The 20,296-nt window shown below is 65.4% G+C and carries 12 protein-coding genes; 6 read left to right on the top strand and 6 right to left on the bottom strand.

Translation table 11 applies throughout. The features are described from left to right. The first annotated feature begins 18 nt into the window (after positions 1 to 18). A complete protein-coding gene (locus ABH915_RS00935; RefSeq protein ID WP_370116791.1) occupies positions 19 to 1,281 on the top strand; it encodes a ParB/RepB/Spo0J family partition protein in 1,263 nt (420 codons plus the stop codon). 6,002 nt (positions 1,282 to 7,283) lie between these two features. Here the strand turns inward: ABH915_RS00935 and trxA are convergent. The 5 genes from trxA to ABH915_RS00910 form a co-directional block, all read right to left on the bottom strand. After that, positions 7,284 to 7,610 carry a thioredoxin gene (gene trxA, locus ABH915_RS00930; protein WP_018775302.1) on the bottom strand — a complete coding sequence of 109 codons (327 nt, stop codon included), beginning with the start codon at positions 7,608 to 7,610 and terminating at the stop codon, positions 7,284 to 7,286. Between the two features lie 37 nt (positions 7,611 to 7,647). Then, on the bottom strand, positions 7,648 to 8,604 hold the full coding sequence (trxB, locus tag ABH915_RS00925; protein ID WP_018775303.1) for a thioredoxin-disulfide reductase: 957 nt from the start codon (positions 8,602 to 8,604) through the stop codon (positions 7,648 to 7,650). Between the two features lie 281 nt (positions 8,605 to 8,885). Beyond that, entirely contained in the window at positions 8,886 to 10,439 is a 1,554-nt protein-coding gene (locus tag ABH915_RS00920; RefSeq protein ID WP_370116787.1) for an ABC transporter substrate-binding protein, read from the bottom strand. A gap of 172 nt (positions 10,440 to 10,611) precedes the next feature. Next, on the bottom strand, positions 10,612 to 12,675 hold the full coding sequence (murJ, locus tag ABH915_RS00915) for a murein biosynthesis integral membrane protein MurJ (RefSeq protein WP_370124906.1): 2,064 nt from the start codon (positions 12,673 to 12,675) through the stop codon (positions 10,612 to 10,614). 62 nt (positions 12,676 to 12,737) lie between these two features. Beyond that, on the bottom strand, positions 12,738 to 13,286 hold the full coding sequence (locus ABH915_RS00910) for an NUDIX hydrolase (protein WP_231386393.1): 549 nt from the start codon (positions 13,284 to 13,286) through the stop codon (positions 12,738 to 12,740). Between the two features lie 171 nt (positions 13,287 to 13,457). Between ABH915_RS00910 and ABH915_RS00905 the strand changes: the two genes are divergently transcribed. From ABH915_RS00905 to ABH915_RS00885, 5 genes are all read left to right on the top strand, one after another. Beyond that, positions 13,458 to 14,936: a CCA tRNA nucleotidyltransferase gene (locus ABH915_RS00905; RefSeq protein WP_370116783.1), complete on the top strand. Its 1,479-nt coding sequence runs from the start codon at positions 13,458 to 13,460 to the stop codon at positions 14,934 to 14,936. Further along, positions 14,937 to 15,521, top strand: a complete 585-nt coding sequence (locus ABH915_RS00900) for a histidine phosphatase family protein (RefSeq protein WP_018775308.1) — start codon at positions 14,937 to 14,939, stop codon at positions 15,519 to 15,521. 746 nt (positions 15,522 to 16,267) lie between these two features. After that, a complete protein-coding gene (locus ABH915_RS00895) occupies positions 16,268 to 16,402 on the top strand; it encodes a hypothetical protein (protein ID WP_370116780.1) in 135 nt (44 codons plus the stop codon). Between the two features lie 231 nt (positions 16,403 to 16,633). Beyond that, entirely contained in the window at positions 16,634 to 18,112 is a 1,479-nt protein-coding gene (locus ABH915_RS00890; protein WP_370116777.1) for a glycosyltransferase family 87 protein, read from the top strand. Further along, positions 18,109 to 19,557 (top strand): phytoene desaturase family protein, encoded by a 1,449-nt coding sequence (locus ABH915_RS00885; protein ID WP_370116774.1) that lies wholly within the window; start codon positions 18,109 to 18,111, stop codon positions 19,555 to 19,557. Before ABH915_RS00890 ends, ABH915_RS00885 begins: the two co-directional genes overlap by 4 nt. Here the strand turns inward: ABH915_RS00885 and ABH915_RS00880 are convergent. Beyond that, positions 19,554 to 20,282: an ABC transporter ATP-binding protein gene (locus tag ABH915_RS00880; protein ID WP_370116771.1), complete on the bottom strand. Its 729-nt coding sequence runs from the start codon at positions 20,280 to 20,282 to the stop codon at positions 19,554 to 19,556. The two genes, ABH915_RS00885 and ABH915_RS00880, sit on opposite strands and share 4 nt — an antisense overlap. Positions 20,283 to 20,296: the final 14 nt, after the last annotated feature.

Below are 20,296 nucleotides of genomic sequence, written 5' to 3'. Positions count from 1 at the left end.
CACTGGAGGGATTTATCCATGAGCGATAAGCGACGCGGCCTCGGCCGTGGACTTGGCGCACTCATTCCAAGTTCCGCCGCGGCTAACGCCTCCGGAAACGGTGCTGCCCCATCCCGGCCCGTGGACCTCTTCTTTCCTGAAGCCCGAAAAAAGACAGCCGACGCCGAGGCGCTCCCGGACACCAGTGCCGCGCAGGCCAGGGAGCCGGAGTCCACACCCGTCAGCAACGGCGGTCGGTCTGATCTGACTGGTGACACCACGGAAGTCGCAAAAGCTGACGTCGACGCAGCTGCCGGCAAAGTCGACGTGGCTGCCCCCGCAGCGACCAAGAAAACTCCCGCCCGGAAGTCGGCTGCCTCGAAGTCGGCGCCCGCTGCTGCCAAAGCGGCTGACGCCGGCGAGCAGCTGGCGTTTGACTCCACGCCCGAGCACAGCGACGAGGGATCTGTTGAACTCGTAGAGGTGCCCGGTGTCAGGTTTGCCGAAATCCCGGTCACGGACATCCACCCCAACCGCAAGCAGCCCCGGTCGGTCTTCGATGAGGACGACATGGCGGAGCTGGTGCACTCCGTGCGGGAAATTGGCGTCCTCCAGCCAATTGTGGTTCGTACCTCAACCGAAGAGGGTGGCGAACCGTATGAGCTCGTCATGGGTGAACGACGGTGGCGTGCAGTACAGGCCGCGGGCCTGGAAACTATCCCCGCGATTGTCCGTGACACGACCGACGACGACCTCCTTCGCGACGCGCTGCTGGAGAACCTGCACCGCAGCCAGCTGAATCCGCTTGAAGAGGCGGCGGCCTACCAGCAGCTGCTCGAGGACTTTGGGACTACGCACGAACAGCTGGCGGACCGGATCGGACGTTCGCGGCCCCAGGTGTCGAACACCCTGCGGCTGCTGAAGCTGCCCCCGCTGGTGCAGCGCCGGGTTGCGGCAAACGTCATCTCCGCGGGGCACGCCCGCGCGCTGCTGGCGCTTCCGGACGCCGCGGCCATGGAACGCCTAGCGCAGAAGATTGTTTCGGAGGGCATGTCGGTCCGGGCGACCGAAGAGGCTGTGACTCTGTATCAGAGCCCCGCCTCGCCGGCCAAGAACAACATCCCGCGGCCGGGAGCCCGCCACGAGCGCCTGGACTACTTGGCATCGTCGCTGTCCGACCGCCTCGATACGAATGTGAAGATCTCGCTTGGTGCCCGCAAGGGTCGCGTCAGCATCGAGTTCGCCAGCGTCGAGGACCTGAACCGCATCATGGACGTCCTGACGCCAGGTGCGCCCAGCTAGCGCGCGGTTCGCCGAGTTCTCCGGGAGGGTCTGTTTCACGTGAAACAGACCCTCCCTTTTTGTTGCTCCCGGCCCCTGATGCCGGCGAGACCGGTGCAGCCGGCGGTTTCCGGAAGGCTCGCACCCGCCGTCGTCCTGGCTGCGGCTCCGGCGTACCGAGGCCTTGGGAGTGGGGCGGAGGGGTCGCTCGCTTTCCTGGTGGAGTCTGGGCTGCCGTTTCCTGGCCGGCTTCGGCGAGACCGGGGCGTATGTGCGGCCCGACGCCTTGGTGGGAGGCAGGGCGCTATCCCTGGATGAAGCGGGGACACCTTCCCCGGGTGTCCGCCGCCTCTCCGGTCTCCGCCCTGTCCCCGCCGTTTCTCCGGGGACAGGGCGGCGGATCGAATCAGCAGCTAACGGATCGCATGAACCGGTACGCGGATCGCATGAACCGTTGACGGATCGAAGGAGCAGCTAGGCGGATCCCGCCCGGACTGAACGGCGACTCGAGTTCCTCCACGACGACCGCGCTGATAAGCAAAAGCGATTGGCGGCCCGCTTCCCGGTGTTCATGCATTGTCCTTGGCTTGCGATCGATGTTTCACGTGAAACGGGGCGGCCAAATCTTGACTTCGACGCGCATCGACCGCGAGGCCGAGCAGACGACCATATGGCGGAGGAGGATTGAGGCGGAAGAATCCGGTCATCGGCTGGAGGTCGGTCGGCAATCGTCGGCCCCGGAACCCATGTTGGCCGGCGGACGGCCGGGCTGTATGCGGGCGAATCGAGCACAATCGTCCATCCGTAACCCGAATCAGGAGGAACGGCCTAGTACGGCTTGGCCGGTTCCTGGGATGGTGAGAGCTCGTCGCAGCAACAGACGAACGTGCGGGCGGCCGGAGCTTGAAGCGCGAGAGGGTGGGTGTTGCTTGCCGCCACGTCCTGGGGCGCCTCTCAAAGCGCCCTGCGCGCCGCTGGTGCGTTGCGTGGGCGTGCAGTTGGTTCCGTGACCGCGAAGCAGGCTGCAGGGCGCTGAGGCCTGGACACCGTGAGGTGCGTCGAAGCGGCCACTGCCCATCCTTCGGGAAGGTCGAGCACTCTCGCTGCCTACCGCTCTTTGTTCACGGAGGAACCCTTCGTCTAAGGGAATTGGGGTGGGGTACACGACTATAGCGTCCATTGTGTCGGGTGTTGCCGCCGCTTTGCTGTGGAAATCCGTTGATTGCGAGACGGCTCTTTGGCTAAGTTTTACGCTCAATGACTGGCTCTAGGCGATTGCTCCACAGCCGACCATTCTTGCCCCTGATACTTAAGCCCGTGGATTGTTGGGTATGGGTGACGATATTCGACGCTGGTCTGGCGGCGGTTGGTGGGCTTTTGGCCTCGACGTGCGGCTCTACACGATCCCTGAACCGAGGTCTGGATGTGGGTTTGGTAGGGGCATGCACGAGGCTCTCGACAGGCGCTACTACGCAGTGCGGACCTCGACGCGGACCTCGACACGGCCTTCGCGTGGGCATGGACGCGGCCTTGATATGCACGGCGTGCTGGCATCGGCGCCGCAGGAGAATCTTGGATTATGCCACTCGGCAGAGTGCCACTCATGGAGGTCCTATCGCCGACGCTGAACGGCACTTCCAAGCTTCACGGATCACCGGGTCCTTCGGCTCCCCCGCCAAGTTGCCGCTCGACGCATCAGTCAACTTGCACTCACATCCCTGATTCCGCATCCAGGTCCCGAATACACCGAGTCAGTTCGCCGGAACTCGGGCAATCGGCACTGGGGACTTGCCACACATACGCCACCATCGAATTGGCCTCTCGTGCGGTACCCGACAGCTCGCTCCCGCAATCCCGCCGCCGCACTCAGATGCAGTTGGCGCCATGCCGGCATGCCTGGCACGTGACATGACGGCTCCCCCACACAGTTCGACGCTGCTGCCGTAACCGTCGTCTGCCAGAACGTACCTTAGGAGAGAGCAGCACTGAACTTGTTTGGCCGCACGGCCATGGCCCTCGCTGGCGGAAGGTTTGTAAGAGCCCTCCTGCAGGAACTGTGAGCCAGCTCCGCTCTCCCTCGAGCGAGGACGGGTAGAGTCTGTGAGATGTAGGTGCCGGCGTCGTGTGCATTGAGACCATGGGTCGATCACGCCTGCAGCGCACTAAGCCTGGTCTGGATTATCGGGAAGGCCGATGTGTGGGCGCGCCCGCCGCCATCGCCGGGCAAGTGCCATGCTGCTACACGCCCAACTCCACAGGCTCCCCTGCCCGGCACGGCACACCGGTTCACGATGGCTCCGGCGGACGGATTCGTCAAGGCCCAGGGTCGGGATCACACTATGCGACCTGCAATCTGCGATCTGCGACCTGCGACTTCGAGCCGCGGGCGGCGGGCGGCGGGGGGCGGGACGCTGCAGGCTTCGGTTCGCTGACCGCACCGAAGCCGCAAGACGATACCGGAACCGGAGGGGACCGAACGCAAAGAAGGCACGTCGGCAGCCGGGTCAGTCTGGATAAGTTCGGGACTCGGGCCTGCGAATGTGAACAGTGTCCGCTCGAACGGTTCCGCAGTCGGGCCGCTCCCTCTGCCCGGATCCCCCAGCCCCACCGGCATGGGTTCAGCCGAGGCAAGCCCAGTACCGTCGCACGGCCAACAACGCCTGGAAAACCTCACAGTCGACGTCGGACTACGGGTAGGCACCAGCCAACGGTCAGGACGGCGGTCGCGAGCTCATACGAGTAGAGAATGCTTGAACCTGAAAGAACCACCGAGGACGTGCGGCCCCGAAGCTCTCACGACCCAGAAATACACGACGTCCTCCTAAGCTCATCGTGCCCGGGGCGCCCGTCGGGGCGGCATGGCAGGACGAGGCGAACCCATGGTCGGCACGCTGTCTGGAGACAAAAGGCTGAAACGACTGCACTCCCCCGGTGGTCTCGAAATCTGGTGTTCTCAAAATCCGACATTGCCCTGTGGGACAGCACGCTCCGACGTAGGGGCCAGGCGAGCCGATCTGACGCAGTCGGCCGTGCCGCTCGACGTGACATGGTTCGACCCACCTGGCTTTAAGACTTCGGCCAACGGTAGGGCGACCCCTTCCCGAGACTGCTGCACCGCAGGTCAAGGCAGACTCCAGGCGCTCTTGTCAGGGCCGTCCATGGCCCGGACTTTAGCCAGCGGCCCGTGGACGGAACGGTGGATAGAGCGGTGGATATTGCTGTGGATAACTTTGTGGATTAGTGGCCGGCTGTAGCCAGCTCGTGCCGGCAGGATCATGCTCCAACGGCGTCCGTGATATCTGCCCGGAAGCTCCCTTGCGGGCCAACTTTCTGTTTCACGTGAAACATGGTCAGCTCAGGCAGCGACGCTGGCCGGAGCGTTCGTGAAGATGCCCCAAATCGCCTTTCTACGGTTAATTTTTCACGGAATTTGGCCTTGCCTTTGTGATTGGCACCAGCATACTGACTGGTTGGCCTGGGCACATTCACTGCGAGGTGGAAAGCTAGTCAGGAATCCAATGCCAGAGGTCCCAGCCGCGCTTCGCAGCTCACGAAGAGAGGCATGTGAATAATCTCTCAGGCCCTGTGGATAACTGTGTGAATAACTTCTGTGGAGAAACTGGTGGATATCGATGAAGCACCGGATTTTACAGTCACCTGGGAGTGCCGGTAAGGCCTCACTGACGGACGCCATTGACCTTGGTCTGGGGCCCTGGGGAGGCAGTCATGACGGCGGGTGCAGTGTTCGTGGGACCAGCACCGCGTCATCAATACGGTGGCAATCTGTGGACGGATACGTGAGAGCTCGAAGGACCTCCCCGGCCGACAGCGTTGGCGTCTTCCCTGGGCGGGGTAGATTAGCCGCAAGAGCCGGAGTCCCTTGCGTTGGCGCAGAGGGGTCCACCGCGCTGCATTCCGGCTAGCAACGCATGGAATCGGAGATGGCACAGAGGAAGAAGTGCATCCTCCGGCACCGTGATTCGGACCAAACAGGGCAACACAAGGGCTGGCTCAAGGCCAGTCCCCTCTTCAGCGGAAGCGACGCGACCGGCTGCCGACGGGACGGGGTCTGGGCAAACTCCCTGCGGGTTGAGTGAGCTTGAGATCGAACGTGCCCGGGGACAGCGGGCAACGGTCAGCGCGCAGTCGATGGGCCCGAGGACAGTTGGCAGTAGTCACTACGGAGCTGATCATGCCGGGAACTGGACCGAGGTGATGGGTGACCAGAGGACCAGCAGTGGCACCTGGCAGAAACTTCGCGCCCAACGGATGGAACTCTCCCAAGTCCCTCGTCTGATCGGCTGGGCGATGAAGTGGGAGCCATGTCCCCCGCGTCCGACGTCGCGTAGCGTGCAGGCTATGTGCCGGCCGTAACTGCGGCGGGACGAGTAGCTCCGAAGGCCTCCTGCCGTGGCGGCCCAAAATCGGTCATCAAATCAGACAACTTAGGCCGTCGGAGTGGGCATTGGCCTGAGACCTCCAGCTGGTGTTCTGCCCCCAGCCCCAGCAGGGATTTGGCCCGCATTCAACTGCGCCCAAACGGGTCCAGTGCAGGCCGTAGCAGGCCCTCAGGTTTGAATACTGACGCGTGCAGCCGGCCTGACGAGTCCGTGAGGACGGAGGACAGTCCCCCAGCGGGGTCTACGCAGGGAAATTTGTGATGCGTCACTGCCTGGTCCGAGTCGGCGGACATGTTTCACGTGAAACTTGTGGCCCTGGACATGCTGCCACCGGGTCGGATTTCGTGGCAAACTGCGTGAATCCCGCCTGTAGTGCGAGATATGAGTCGCAGCCAGCAGCAGCGTGTGTTAGGCAAGGAGTTCTGCTGTTCGCGTTCGCGGAGCATCTCTCGGCTGCTCGGTCCGGAGCCACGCAGGCCGTCGAGCGGAGAGGCGCACACCAGGAAGCTCAATTGCGCACCTCCTCCACCCCTCCAGGCTGGCGACAGCGCGGTGCCCAGACCCGTGACCACTGAATTATCTAAGAGTTCACTGTCACTTGCTCGAGTAGGTGATTTGAATGCTCGGTCCTAGTGGTGGTTTCACGTGAAACATAGGAAGGCGGAGTGGGCTGGTAGCCCTTCAGCAGTCGGGTGACGATCGCACTGTTTCACGTGAAACCACCTGCGAGCCAGCAAGCCAGTCGCTGTGATGGTGTTGACTGGCAGCATGATCGCCGCTTGGGGGCGACGTGGACGAATATGTGCCAATCCCGCACAACTGTGGACATCCTCCGCCTGGGCACCCATTTCACCGCGGACGCGGTTCGCTCCAAACCACAACGTTCCACCGGCGGAGGTGCAGGAACTCTCGCGGCGCGCTGCCCTGAGGGGAAGACGCGGCCCCTGCCCGATCTCGTGTCAGCAGCGGTGCGTGGGGCGACAACGGAAAGTCGCCGGTCCAGTCAGTTCCCAAGACCAGGCTTCTGACCTAAGTGTGCCCCACGCCATCACTCCACCGACCGAGCCAATGGCGCGTCGAGTGCCTTTGGGGTCCGGGCCCGTCGCCGCAAGACCGATCCATGCGCGAGTTGTTGTTTCACGTGAAACACGTCGTGCTTACGAGGTGTGCATCGCGGTTCGGTCGAGTTCTAACGAACACGCAGTCGGGATCCGCCCACACAACGGGAAATCGGTGCAGCCCACGCATTGGAAAACCCCCGGCAGCAAACGCGCCCTTCACTGAGCCGGTTCACTACTGCGCAGCGCACGGCAAGCCTCATGTTTCACGTGAAACAAGTCCCCGGCGATATGCCGAACCGGCCGGCTCCCCGACACGCGTCCAGCTCTGTAGGGAACTGCAGCTGCCTCAACGCTGACCGGAGCCGCCCGGAACGGCGGACGTCCACGGAAGAGGTGAATTGCCCGCCGGTAGAAAATGGGGCCCAAAGCCACCCGGCAGAAGTTGCAGTATCACTTCTGACAGACTCCCGATGGGTCGAGGCAGGCCCACTCCCCTGCTGCGGGCCGTGGATCACAACAAAAAAGCGGCCCCCGCCAGAAGCGGGGGCCACTTTCGGTCAGCCTAGGACAGGACGTCCGCAAATTCCTTCTCGAAGAACTGCTTGGGCCGGGCACCGATGACGGTGCTCTTGACCTCGCCGCCCTGGAACAGGTAAACGGCCGGGATGGAGGTGATGCCGTACTCGGCAGCGATGGCCGGATTGTCGTCAACGTTCACCTTGACCACGTCAACCTTCTCGCTGTACTCGACCGAAATCTCGTCAAGAATCGGACCGAGCTTGCGGCAGGGGCCGCACCATTCGGCCCAGAAATCGACAATGACGGGCTTCTCGGAGGCCAGCACATCAGTGCTGAAGCTGGCGTCCGTTACGTCTTTTGCGTTGCTCATAACCTTTGTCTCTCTTCCGTTGGTTGCTGCGCGCCGGTTAGGCGTGAAAATCTGCGAGGTAGTGCTCGACGTCGAGGGCCGCCACACAGCCGGAACCGGATGCGGTGATCGCCTGGCGGTAGGTCGGATCAATCACGTCGCCGGCAGCGAAGACGCCCGGGACGCTTGTCTTGGAGGTGCGGCCGTCCACAGCGATGGTTCCCTCTGCGGTCAGCTCGAGCTTGCCCTTGACCAGATCGGTGCGGGGATCGTTGCCGATCGCCACGAACACTCCGGTCACGGCCAGTTCGGTTTCCGTGCCGTCCACCAGGTTCTTCAACCGCAATGCGGTGACTTTGTCCTGTCCCAACACGTCTTCCACACCGGTGTTCCACACGAAGTTGATCTTCTCGTGGGCCAGGGCCCGGTCAGCCATGATCTTCGAAGCGCGAAGGGTGTCGCGGCGGTGAACCACCGTGACGGACTTGGCGAACTTGGTGAGGAAAAGGGCCTCTTCCATGGCGGAGTCGCCTCCACCGATGACCGCAATGTCCTGGTCCTTGAAGAAGAAACCGTCGCAGGTTGCACACCAGCTCACACCGTGGCCCGAAAGCCTCTTCTCGTTCGGCAGCCCAAGCTCACGGTAGGCGGAGCCGGTGGAAAGAATGATGGAACGGGCCTTGAAGGTCTCCCCCGTGCCGATGGTGACGGTCTTGACGTCGCCGTCGAGGTCCAGGTCGGTGACGTCCTCGAACTGGATCTCCGTGCCGAAGCGGGCGGCCTGCTTCTCGAAGTTCTCCATCAGGTCCGGGCCCATGATGCCGTCGGGGAACCCCGGGTAGTTCTCCACGTCCGTGGTGTTCATCAGTTCGCCGCCGGCTGTAACCGAGCCTGCCAAGAGCAGCGGCTTCAGGTTCGCGCGCGCCGTGTACACCGCTGCGGTGTAGCCCGCCGGGCCGGAGCCGACGATGATGACATCACGTACTTCGGAGGCAGTGTTTTCTGCGTTGCTCACTGAACGGTGAACCTCTTCCTTTGTCGATGCGCCCGCCTCGATGGCCGGCCACATGGCACAACTATTGCCGGGCATTGAATATTCCGGCCGAAATGGGCGTCACGGAGCAACGCCACTACAAAGGGTACCGGTTTGCCGCGGCCGGAGCCGGAGACCGCCCCGGATTACAGTGCCGTCGGCGCAGGGCCGCCGCTGCACGGCCGCACCCTTACAGCGCAGCCTGACAGCAGCCTTCGAGCGCAGCGGCTGCTGTACAGCGCAGAGGAGCCAGGGCAGGTCCGCTACTGGACCTTGATTTCGGCCAAGCGCAGGCCGTACCCATAGCGGGTCTTGGGAGCGGCCAGCTTCGGAAGCTTCTTGATGGACACGATCACGTATTGCGCCGTGACGGGTTCAGACAGCGGCATGGTCAGGTCCGGTGACGTAAAGCTGTTGCTGCCAATCTGCTTTGCGCCGTCCAGGGTCGGGCTGTCATTGGTGAAGACGCTGATGTTGCCGCCAGAGGCCCCCAGCTGGCTCAGGGTGACGGAGGAGACCTTGGAAGGATCCTTCAGCTTGACCACGAGCGGAACTTCAGAGGCGAGACCTCCCCAGTCATCCGTGGCAAACTCCATGTCGGACCAGAAGCTCGCGCCGTTCCCGTCAATAGTCTTTGCGAGGTCGGAGTCGTAATTCCCGGCGAAATCGAAGTTGCCGAGCCGCGTCACGTCTTCGATGACGGGCGGACCGGCAGCGGGCGCCTCGGTGGCGGTCGAGGACGGTTGCGCGGTGGACGGTTCCGGTGCGCTGGACGACGCGGAGGTTGCGGCGTTGGTCTGCGGGCTGCTCTTGAAGAGGCTGCCAAGGTTGGTGACCGCGAAGATCAGGCCCACCACCAGCACGGCAGCCAGGAGCCCGCCCACCAGCCAGCGCATGGAGCGCGGCTCCCGGTTGGGCTCGTCTTCGTACTCGTACTCGTCCTCATCCTGGTCGACGGCCGCACGGGCGGAGGCGGGAAAGTTGCCCGGAGCCCGATCCGCGGAGTCGAAGCCGGCCCCGGCCACACCGGCGGCCGCGGCTGCGCCGCCGTCGTGCTCGCCGCCGCGCCGATCATCACCGGTGTGGTCGTCGTCGGACCACAAGGAAACTTTAGGTGCCGCCGCGGTTGCCGGCTGCTGCGCGGCTGGCTCGGCCTGGCGGGGCGCGGCGCCGCTCTGGACGGGCTGCGGGGCCGTCGAATGCGCCGCGGTCTCCTGTGGCGCAGTTGTGGGGGCTTTGGGGGCCCTGGCGGCCGCCCCGGCTGCTGCCGCGGCGCCTGCCGCGGCAGCGGGAGCCGACGCGGGCCGCGACGGTACGCCGGCGGGGGGTACCGCCGGGGAAACCGGCGGCTGGCCGGCTGTGCCCTGGCCCTGGCCATAGTTGATGTACCCGGCGTCGACTTCCTCGTCGTCGTAAAGCCCGTCGTAGGTTTCGGGTTCGTGGGAGCGGGCCTGCCCAAAGATCTCGCTGCCGAGAGTGTCCGTGAAGAAGGGTTCGACGTACGGCGGGTTGGACGACACCACAAGATCCAGGAGGTCCGCCGCAGAGGTGTGGTTGGTGATCAGGTACGTGGTGGCATCGCTGACGCCAAGATCCAGGATCTGCACGTTGCCGGGCCGTTCGCCCGTGGCCACTTCGCGGGCGCTCTGGGCCACCTGGTCGGCGTTGCCCGGGCCTGCGACGAGGATGCTCACGGGACGGTTAAGCACCTGGTCCACACCGTCCAGCACCAGATCCTGGTCATGTGAGGTCAGTACGGTGGCAGTGACCTTGTAGCGGCCACCGAGTACTGATCCGACATCGATCGGGTGGGACACGGGCTCCTCCTAGACTGTCCGGGACCTGCCGACGTGGTCGCTCCGAGAGCGACCGTGTGCCCTCCGGCAAGCCGGTTGACCGCTGGTCCGCAAACTTCCCTTGTTAGTCTTCGATCCTAGCCGATGCTCTGTCCGGGCCGCGTGAGCACGGCAGTTAGAAACGGGGCTCGGCTCATTTTTTCTTTTTCCCGCCAAACGGGAAGTAGGGGTTGTGGCCGGCCGGGCCCTGGTAGGTGCGGCGGCCCGGCAGGGGAACATCGCCCTTGCCCAAGCCGCCCTGCGCGGTACTGGGGAGGTCTTCGGCCGGCAGGTAGCCGCCCTCCGGGCCCGCCGGACGGCCGTACGGAAACGAATCCTCTTCGCGGATGTCGGGACCGGCACGGAAGGACTCGGCGTCGAACTCGCCGGAGATTCGCGGAATCAGGCCCGTGTCCACCGAGACGGTGGCCCGCTCCGGTGCCCTTCGCACCTCCGCGGCGCCGCCTGCCTGCGGCTCAGCGCCCGGCTCTGCGGCGGCCCTGCGCCGGAGCCGCCCCAGCAGCGGCTGCAGGAGGTCCTCCAGCTCGGTGACCCGGAAGAGCTTCAGCAGCAGGAAGTAAGCGGCCAGCATGACGGGACCGACGACGACGATTGTCACCAGCGCGGCGATCCGGTCGCTCCAGGCGTAGCCGTCCGGGTTGTAGCTGCCCAGCAGCCACAACGCCACGGCTCCGGCGAGGGCGGACCCCAGGGCCGCGTACCCCATGCGGATGTAGGAGCTGGCGATGCGGGGCCCGTCGAGGTGGCCCAGGAGCCGGCGCAGGAAGGTCGCGCTGACGATCACGGAGAGGATATTGCCGGCCGTGTAGAGGATCGCGATGGCGAAGATGATCTGATCGAACGGCAGGAACTGGATCGCGAACGCGGCCGCCAGGTTCACCAGCGCCAGGACCAGCTGGATGAAGAACGGCGTCCGGGCGTCCTCATTGGCGTAGAACACCCGCGACATCATGAAGTTGGCGCTCATGAACGGGGTGCTGAGGGCCAGGATCGTGAGGGTCTGGGCCAGCATGACACCGTCCTGGCGCTGCCCGCCGGAGAAGAACATGCCCAGCGGTCCGGCCAGCGCGAAGAGCGCCAGCGCGCCGAAGACGGTTGCCACGGCCATGGTCCGCAGCCCGTGGGAGAGCGCGTTGCGCAGGGCGGCCCGGTCTCCGTCCTGGGACGCCCGGGTCATCCGGTTGAACAGCACGGTGGCCAGGGACAGGGCAATGATGGAGTGTGGCAGCAGGTACAGCTGGCTGGCCACCTCCAGCACCGCGTTGCCCGGGATGCTGGTCGCCGCGGGGTCCCCCGCTTGCTGAAGGCGGAGCCGTTCCGCGCCCGGGATCGTCGCGATGCGCATGACGTAAAGGAATGCGAACTGCCCGACGGCGGCGGTCGCCAGGGTCCAGACGCTCAGCTTCGCGGCGTGGCCTAGCCCGACCCCGCGCCAGCCGAAGCGCGGCCGCAGCCCCAGCCGGAGCCTGAACACGGGAATGAGCAGCACGGCGGTCTGGGCGACGACGCCGATGGTGGAGAACCCGGCGACGAGGATGGTCTGGAACGGGCCCCAGTTGTCGATCGTGTGCGGGTTGGCGGCGTTGGCCCCCATGATGCCGATGAACATGCCCAGCCCGGCGATCGCCACGACGTTGTTGATGATCGGCGCCCACATCGCGGGCCCAAAGGCCCCGTGGGCGTTGAGGACCTGGGTCAGCAGGGCGTACAGGCCGTAGAAGAAGATCTGCGGAAGGCACCAGAATGCGAACGACACCGCGAGGGCCTTCTGCTGCGGCGAATAGCCCTGGGTGGTCAGTTGAATGACCGACGGCGCCAGCAGCGTGACCAGCAGGGTGAGCACCAGCAGCACCAGCACCGCCAGCGTCAGCAGCCGGCTGATGTAATCCGCTCCCTTGTCCGGCGCCTTGCTTGCCTTGATGATCTGCGGCACCAGAACGGCATTGAACACCCCGCCCGCCACGAGCAGGAAAATGAGGTTGGGAAGGTTGTTGGCGTTGATGAAAGTGTCGTTGACCGTCGAGCCCAGGCCCAGGGCGGCGGCCAGCATCCAGGTCTTGGCGAAGCCCAGGAACCGCGAAACGAGGGTTCCGGCAGCCATGATGGCGCTGGAACGGGCTTCTCCGGATTGGGCAGCTTTGGAATCGGCGGGGCCGGAGGGTACGGGGGCGGGTTTGGCTGATGACATCGTCTTCATCGTCTCACCCGCGCGGGGCATTAGTCGCTATCCAAGGACGTGACCGGCAGCACCGGGGGTCCTCAGCGGTCTTCCGGGAGGACTTCCTTGGCCAGATCCGCGATCCGGCGTTCATTGGGGAAGGACAGCTTGCGCGCCAGCTCCTGGATCGGAACCCACGCGACGTCCACGGCTTCTTTGTCCGGATCGTTTTCGATGGTGAGTTCCCCGCCGGTGGCCCGCAACAAGTAGTGGTGCACGGTCTTGTGGACGCGGTGCCCGCTCACGGTGAACCAGTAGTCGATGCTTCCCAGCGGTGCCAAGATCTTGCCTTCGATTCCGGTTTCCTCGGCGATCTCGCGGACCGCGGCTTCCTCGTTGCTTTCTTTGCCTTCCGGGTGGCCCTTCGGCAGGCACCACTCAAGACGTCCGCCGCGGTTCAGGCGCGCGATGATCGCTACCCGCAGGTCGGCGTCGGACATGTCCACTACGACGCCGCCGGCAGAGATTTCCTCCACGGTGGGCAGGGAGGCGTGGCCCGTGTGCTGGACAGGCGCGACATTGGCACCTATTGCCGACGGCAACGGTGCGTTTGTCCTCCTGCCGGGAGCGCTCGGTACGGGATGGGCCATGAGGTCCACTCTAACGACTCTTGCCCGCTGTTGATGACCTAAACATGGCCGGAAAGTGGACGGCCGGGAAAGTCGGCCCGCGCCGGTTCGTGCGCGGTCGTGACGAACCCGCCGGATCCTTGAGGGTTCCGGTGTGGTGCTGGCGCGGTTTTCTGACAAGCTTAAGTAACTATGGCGCACGCACATCACAAGACTGACTCCCACACCGTTTCTTTCCAGGTGGATCCGGTGGTTCTGGAGCTCGGGCAGCGCTTCGTCGACGCCGGCCACGAGCTGTCCCTGGTGGGCGGGCCCGTCCGTGACCTTTTTCTTGGCCGGGTCTCGCCCGACCTGGACTTCACCACTGACGCCACCCCGGACCAGACGGTTGCCCTAATCAAGAGATGGGCGGACAACTACTGGGAGATCGGGCGCGCCTTCGGCACCATCGGGATGCGCAAGGACGACTTCCAGATCGAAATCACCACCTACCGGGCCGACGCCTACGATCCGGAGTCCCGCAAGCCGGTAGTGGCCTTCGGAACATCCCTGACGGATGACCTGTTGCGGCGGGACTTCACGATCAACGCCATGGCCCTGCGGCTGCCCATGCTGGAGCTCGTCGATCCCTTCGGCGGCGTCCGCGACCTGCACGCCTCGATCCTCAACACGCCGGGGCCACCGGAAACGTCCTTCTCCGATGACCCCCTGCGCATGATGCGCGCCGCGAGGTTCGCGGCACAACTGGGCGTGTCGCTGCACGCCGAGGTCCGCGAGGCCATGGTCCGGATGGCGGAACGGATCAGCATCATCTCGGCCGAACGCGTGCGTGATGAACTGATCAAGCTCATCTGCGCCGCGCAGCCGCGGGCCGGCGTGGACCTGCTGGTCGATACCGGACTCGCGGACCTGGTCCTGCCGGAAGTCTCGGCCCTGCGCCTGGAATCCGATGAACACCACCGCCACAAGGACGTCTACCAGCACTCGCTGCAGGTCCTGGAACAGGCAGCAGCGCTGGAGTCGAAAGCGGACGGCCCGGTTCCCGGCCCGGACTTCGTGTTGCGGTTCGCGGCGCTGATGCACGACGTCGGCAAGCCGGCCACGCGCCGCTTTGAGCCGGGCGGCGCAGTGAGCTTCCGCCACCACGACATGGTGGGCGCCAAGCTGACCGCCAAGCGGATGAAGGCGCTGCGCTTCGACAACGACACGATCAAGGCCGTGGCCAGGCTCGTGGAGCTGCACATGCGCTTCTACGGCTACGGCGAGGCCGGCTGGACCGATTCCGCGGTCCGCCGCTACATCACCGACGCCGGGCCCCTCCTGGAGCGCCTGCACCGGCTCACCCGCTCCGACGTCACCACCCGGAACCAGCGCAAGGCGGACCGGCTGTCCTTCGCCTACGACGACCTCGAGGACAGGATCGCGGCGCTGCGGGAGCAGGAATCCCTCGACGCCGTCCGCCCCGACCTGGACGGTGGCCAGATCATGGCGCTCCTTAATCTCAAGCCCGGTCCCGTGGTGGGCCGCGCCTACAAATTCCTGCTGGAAGAACGCATGGAGCACGGCCCGCTCGATCCCGCCGTCGCCGAATCCCGCTTGCGGGACTGGTGGGCGGCACAGCCCGAGGCGGCGCCCGCCGGCGCCGAACTTTCCACCACTGAGGAGTCCTAAGTGATTGCACCATCCAACGGCCCCCGCCCCCAACTGTGGATCCTGCGGCACGGTGAAACAGAGTGGTCGAAGAGCGGGCAATACACCGGGCTCACGGACATGCCCCTCACGGTGGAAGGCGAGCAGCAGGCTGTGGAGGCGCGCAGGGTGCTCGAGACTGTCGACTTCGACCTCGTGCTGACCTCACCCCTGCGCCGCGCCCGGCGGACCGCCGAACTCGCCGGCTACCCCGACGCCCAGCTGGAGCCGCTCGCGGTGGAATGGGACTACGGCGACTACGAGGGCATCAGCTCGGACCTCATCCGCAAGGACAACCCCGAATACCTGATCTGGACGCACGGCGTGCCCAACGGTGAAGCACTCGACGACGTCGCCGCCCGGGCGGACAAGATTGTGGCCCGGGTGCTCGAATCGGGCCTGGACAATGTGCTGATCGTCGCGCACGGGCATTTCTCCCGCATCCTGACGGCCCGGTGGCTCGGACTGGACCCCCACGAGGGCCGGCATTTCGTGTTGGGGACTGCCAAAGTCTGCACGCTGGGATGGGATAAGAAGACGCCGGCAATCGTGCGCTGGGGACTCTAAAACCGGTTTTTGAAACAAAGTCGAAAAAAGTTTATGAATTCGGTAGGCAACTGCCGCATTCGTAGTGTATTTTTATTTCTGACCCCAGGGCGACTTGCCGGGGTCACGGCGCGCGTCGCCCGGCCAGTCAGCCGGAGCCACGGCAGAACAGAAAAGGAGGTTGGGAAAATGATGATTACTTTGACTAGCGGATGGATGTACTCCTCCACCGCCAACCCGGCCTCGTTCGCTGTGCCGCGCCCAAATGTCGGACTGACTGTTTCCTGACCGCTTTTCCGTCCCAGATAATGCACCCTGGGGCCGGCGGCAGCTGGCTTCCTCAACGGAAAGCTTAGAGACGGCACCCTGAACAGGCGGAACCACGCGGTTGCGCAGACTCCCCATAGTTCGGAACCCAGCTTCTTGTTGGGGTTTCGGCGCCATCGCGTCCAGGGGCCATTCTCCATCGAATAACTTCTTCCTATCCGGAATTCCGGCTTAATTAAATCCCGGGATTTCCGGGCTAATTGTCGCGCCCGGAAACAGCTATTCGAATTCAATTCGGCTACGGCTCTATTTGTCGCACCCAAAATATGCGTCCGCCCGTTTTAATCCGGCCATTCCTGCTGCCGCTCGTTAGCCCAGGGCGCGCAATCCCCCACCAACGAAAGGTCCTCGTGACTACCGCAACCACCGCTCCAACCCACCGCACAGCCCCACCCGCCACAGAGGCGCATCGGTCAAGTCCCCGAAGGGAGGTGAGAACCATGATGAGCAAGCTCTATTCGGTCCTGTTCCGAATGCTGGCACGCAGGGAGTCAACCCGCTTCAACGGCCAACTCCTGGACCAACGGCGGGACGATGCCTTCCTCGTAATGCATCAGGCCGGACTGATTCGCTGAATCCCTGATCTGCTGGCTGCCGGATACTTCCGTTTCGGGCATGACTGTCCGCAGCGAAGGAGGACCTGATGACTGACCTTGGAACCGATCCCTGGGAGCCCGTGCGTCGACGCACGGGCTCCCCCTTTTAAGCCTCCCGTTACGACCCGCCGGTGGGGCGGCCGGCGATACGACGTGCCAGCGAAGGCAGCGGCGCGGCGTGGGGCAATGGCCCCCGGTAAGCTCAAGGTCATGCAGGAGACAAAGCCGCCGGAGCGCAAACGGGTCCGATTGGTCATCCCGAGCCGCAGCGACCCTTTTCTCCGAAACTTCACGGAACTGGTAGGCGGTCCCTTGGGCCGCCGTTCGGCGCCTGGGATGGTTTCGCCGGGGTTCTTTACGGTGGAACGCGTTCTGGTGATCCTCACGGTCGTCGCCGCCCTGGCCGGGATTCTGCTCAAGAACTTCTGCCGCACCAACGGCTGGGAAACCCCCGGGCAGTTCTACGCCACGTGCTACTCAGACTTCCCGGAGCTGTTCCGCAACCGCGGCCTCGGTGATGGCGCCTTCCCCTTCATCACCCAGGGAAGTCTCTTCGAGTACCCCGTGCTGATGGGGTTCATCGCGGGTGCCACCGCACTTCTGGTGCCCGGCGCCGGCACCGACAATCCCCGCGTCCTTGGCTACTTCGACGTCAACGCCACGCTGATCGCCGCCGTCTGGATCATCACGGTGCTGGCCACGGCACGGACGAACCGCCGGCGGTCCTGGGACGGGGCGATGGTTGCCCTCGCCCCCGGCATTGTCCTGGCGGGCGTCATCAACTGGGACATGTGGGCCGTGTGCATGCTGGCTCTTGGCATGTACTTCTTTTCGCGGAAAAAGCTCGTCCTCGCCGGAATCTTCATCGGTCTGGGCACGGCCACCAAGCTCTACCCGCTGTTGATCCTCGGCGCCGTCCTGCTGCTGGCGCTCCGGAGCGGACGCATCCGTGCGCTCCTTATCACGGCCGGTGCCGCAACCGCGGCCTGGCTGGCGGTCAACGTCCCGGTAGCCGCGACGAACCCGGAAGGCTGGAAGTACTTCTACCAGTTCACGCAGGAGCGGCCGGCGGGCTACAGCTCGCCCTGGTTCGCCTACAACCTGGTGGCCGCCCGGCTGGGCTGGAATCCGCTTGAGGCCGGGGCCATCAACTCCCTGGCATTGGACCTGTTTCTCCTGGCCTGCATCCTGATTGCGGTCCTGGCACTGGCAGCACCCCGCCGGCCGCGGATCGCGCAGCTGGCGTTCCTGATCGTGGCCGCGTTCATCCTGACCAACAAGGTGTACTCGCCCCAGTTCGTGTTGTGGCTGATCCCCCTGATCGCCCTCGCCCGGCCCCGCTGGCGTGACTTCGTCATCTGGCAGGCCATCGAGGCGCTGCACTGGGGCGCCATCTGGATGTACCTCGGCCAGGCCACCAGCGGCGGCTCGACCCAGCACAACATCGACATGCCCTACTACGTCCTGGCCGTGGTTGCCCACATGTTCGCCACCGCGTACCTGATGGCGCGTGTCGCCTGGGACATCTGGGACCCGTCCGGCGACGTGATCCGCCGCCACCGCATCGATGATCCGCATGGCGGCCCCTTCGACGGTGCCCCGGACTGGCTGAGGATTAATCTCCGCCGGCCTGCGGCGTCCCTGGTGCCGTGGCGGAAGAGTGCCGTGACGGAAGGCCGCAGCGCATGACTGACGTCGCCGTCGTCGGTTCCGGCCCCAACGGACTGGCCGCTGCGGTGACCATGGCGCGGGCCGGACTCAAAGTCCACGTGTTCGAGGCGGCCAGGACGCCCGGCGGCGGGCTGCGCACCGCCGAACTGATGGAACCGGGCCACTTCCACGACGTCTGTTCGGCCGTTCACCCCATGGTTCTGGCCTCACCCTTTTTCCGCCGGTTCGAGCTCTCCAGGCGCGTGCCCCTGGAGGTGCCGGAGCTCTCGTACGGATCCCCGCTCGACGGCGGCCGCGCGGCACTGGCCTACCGGTCCCTGGAGCGCACTGTTGCGGAACTCGGGCGGGACGGCGCCGCCTACCGCCGGCTCATGGAGCCCCTCGTGCGGCGGGTGGAGGGCGTCGCGGACCTGACCCTGAACCAGCTGCTGCGGATTCCGGCAGATCCCGTGGCGGCCGCCGCGTTCGGCCGCCGCGCGCTCGAACAGGGTTCGCCGCTGTGGAATGCGAGGTTCAGCCAGGATCTGGCTCCCGCACTGCTGAGCGGTGTCGCCGCGCATGCCGTGGCGCCGCTGCCCTCGATCACCGCCGCCGGCGCCGGGCTGATGCTGGGCGCCCTGGGCCATGCCGGCGGCTGGCCGGTTCCGCGCGGCGGATCGGCCGCGATTGCCCGGGCACTGACCGCCGACATCGAAGCCCATGGCGGCGTGGTCGAGACCGGGAGGCGGATCACATCGTTCGCGCAGCTGCCGCCGGCCCGGGCCACGCTGCTGGATGTGGCGCCCCCCGCGCTGCTGCACCTGGCAGAGGGCATGCTCCCGGCACGCTACCGGAGCGCCCTGGCGTCCTTCCGCTTCGGGAATGCCTCCTGCAAGGTCGACTTCATCCTCTCCGGACCGGTGCCGTGGGCGGCGGACGGCCTCGCCGACGCCGGGACGGTGCACGTGGGCGGCACCCGAGCGGAAACCGCTGAAGCGGAGCGCCAGGTTGCCTCCGGACGGCACCCGGACCGGCCCTACGTTCTGGTCTCCCAGCCCTCGCGTTTCGATGCCGGCCGCGCGCCGGCCGGCCGGCACATCCTCTGGACCTATTGCCACGTTCCGGCCGGTTCCACCGTGGACATGAGCGATGCGGTCATGGCGCAACTGGAGCGCTTCGCGCCCGGGTTCCGGGATTTGGTGGTGCAGTTCAAGGTGACCACGGCCGCTGGGCTGGCGGCGTACGACGAGAACTTCGTCGGTGGGGACTTCGGCGCCGGCCGCATGGACCTTTGGGGCATGCTGCGCCGGCCGGTGCTGAGTCCGGTTCCCTGGCGGACGCCGCTGCCAGGGGTGTACTTGTGCTCGTCATCCACCCCGCCCGGTCCCGGCGTCACCGGGATGCCCGGCTTCCACGCCGCCCGGCATGCCCTCAAGGACATGTTCGGTCTCGGCGTCCCTGACCTCGGGTACCGGTCCCCCTAGCCCCGGCGCGGCGCCGCAGCGGCCCCCGTCGCCGCCATGGCGGACAGCCGTCCGTCGCGCATGCTCGCGACGGCGTCGGTGAGCGGGACGAAATCAGTGTCGTGGGTGACCATGACCGTTGCCGCGCTGAACTCGTCGGTGACCCGCCGCAGCAGCCGGATGATCGCTTCGCTGCGCTGGTGGTCAAGGGCCGCGGTCGGCTCGTCCACGAGCAGCACGGAAGGGTCTCCCATGAGTGCCCGGGCAATGTTGACGCGCTGGCGCTGACCGCCGGAAAGCTGGTGGGGCCGCTTCGCCAGGGCGTGCCCGAGACCCACAAGATCCAGCAGAGCCGCTGCGCGTTCCCCGGCCGCCCGGGCCGTCCCGCCGCGCAGGCGCTGGGTGATCACGAGCTGCTCCACCGCGGTGAGGGAGGGCAGGAGGTTGGGCTGCTGGAAGATGATGCCGATCTTGTCCCGCCGCAGTGTGGTGCGGCCCGAGTCGGGCAATCCTCCGGCGTCCTCGCCGTCGACCATCACCAGGCCGGCGCTGGGCCGGACGAGGGTGGCGGCGACGGCCAGCAGGGACGACTTACCGGACCCCGAGGGGCCGATCAGGGACACGAATTCGCCTGCGTGCACTTTGAGGCTGACGTCGTCCAAGGCCTTGAGGGTGCCGTCTCCGTCCGGGTACTCCAAGGTGACGTTGACGAGGTTCAGGGCGATGTTACTGAATGTGGGATTCACAAGATATGCCTTTC

The organism is Arthrobacter sp. MW3 TE3886, assembly GCF_041262145.1.
In the GTDB taxonomy this organism is placed as follows: Bacteria; Actinomycetota; Actinomycetes; order Actinomycetales; family Micrococcaceae; genus Arthrobacter.
The sequence above is the reverse complement of the archived record's forward strand: the minus strand, read 5'-3'. Positions and strand labels throughout refer to the sequence as shown.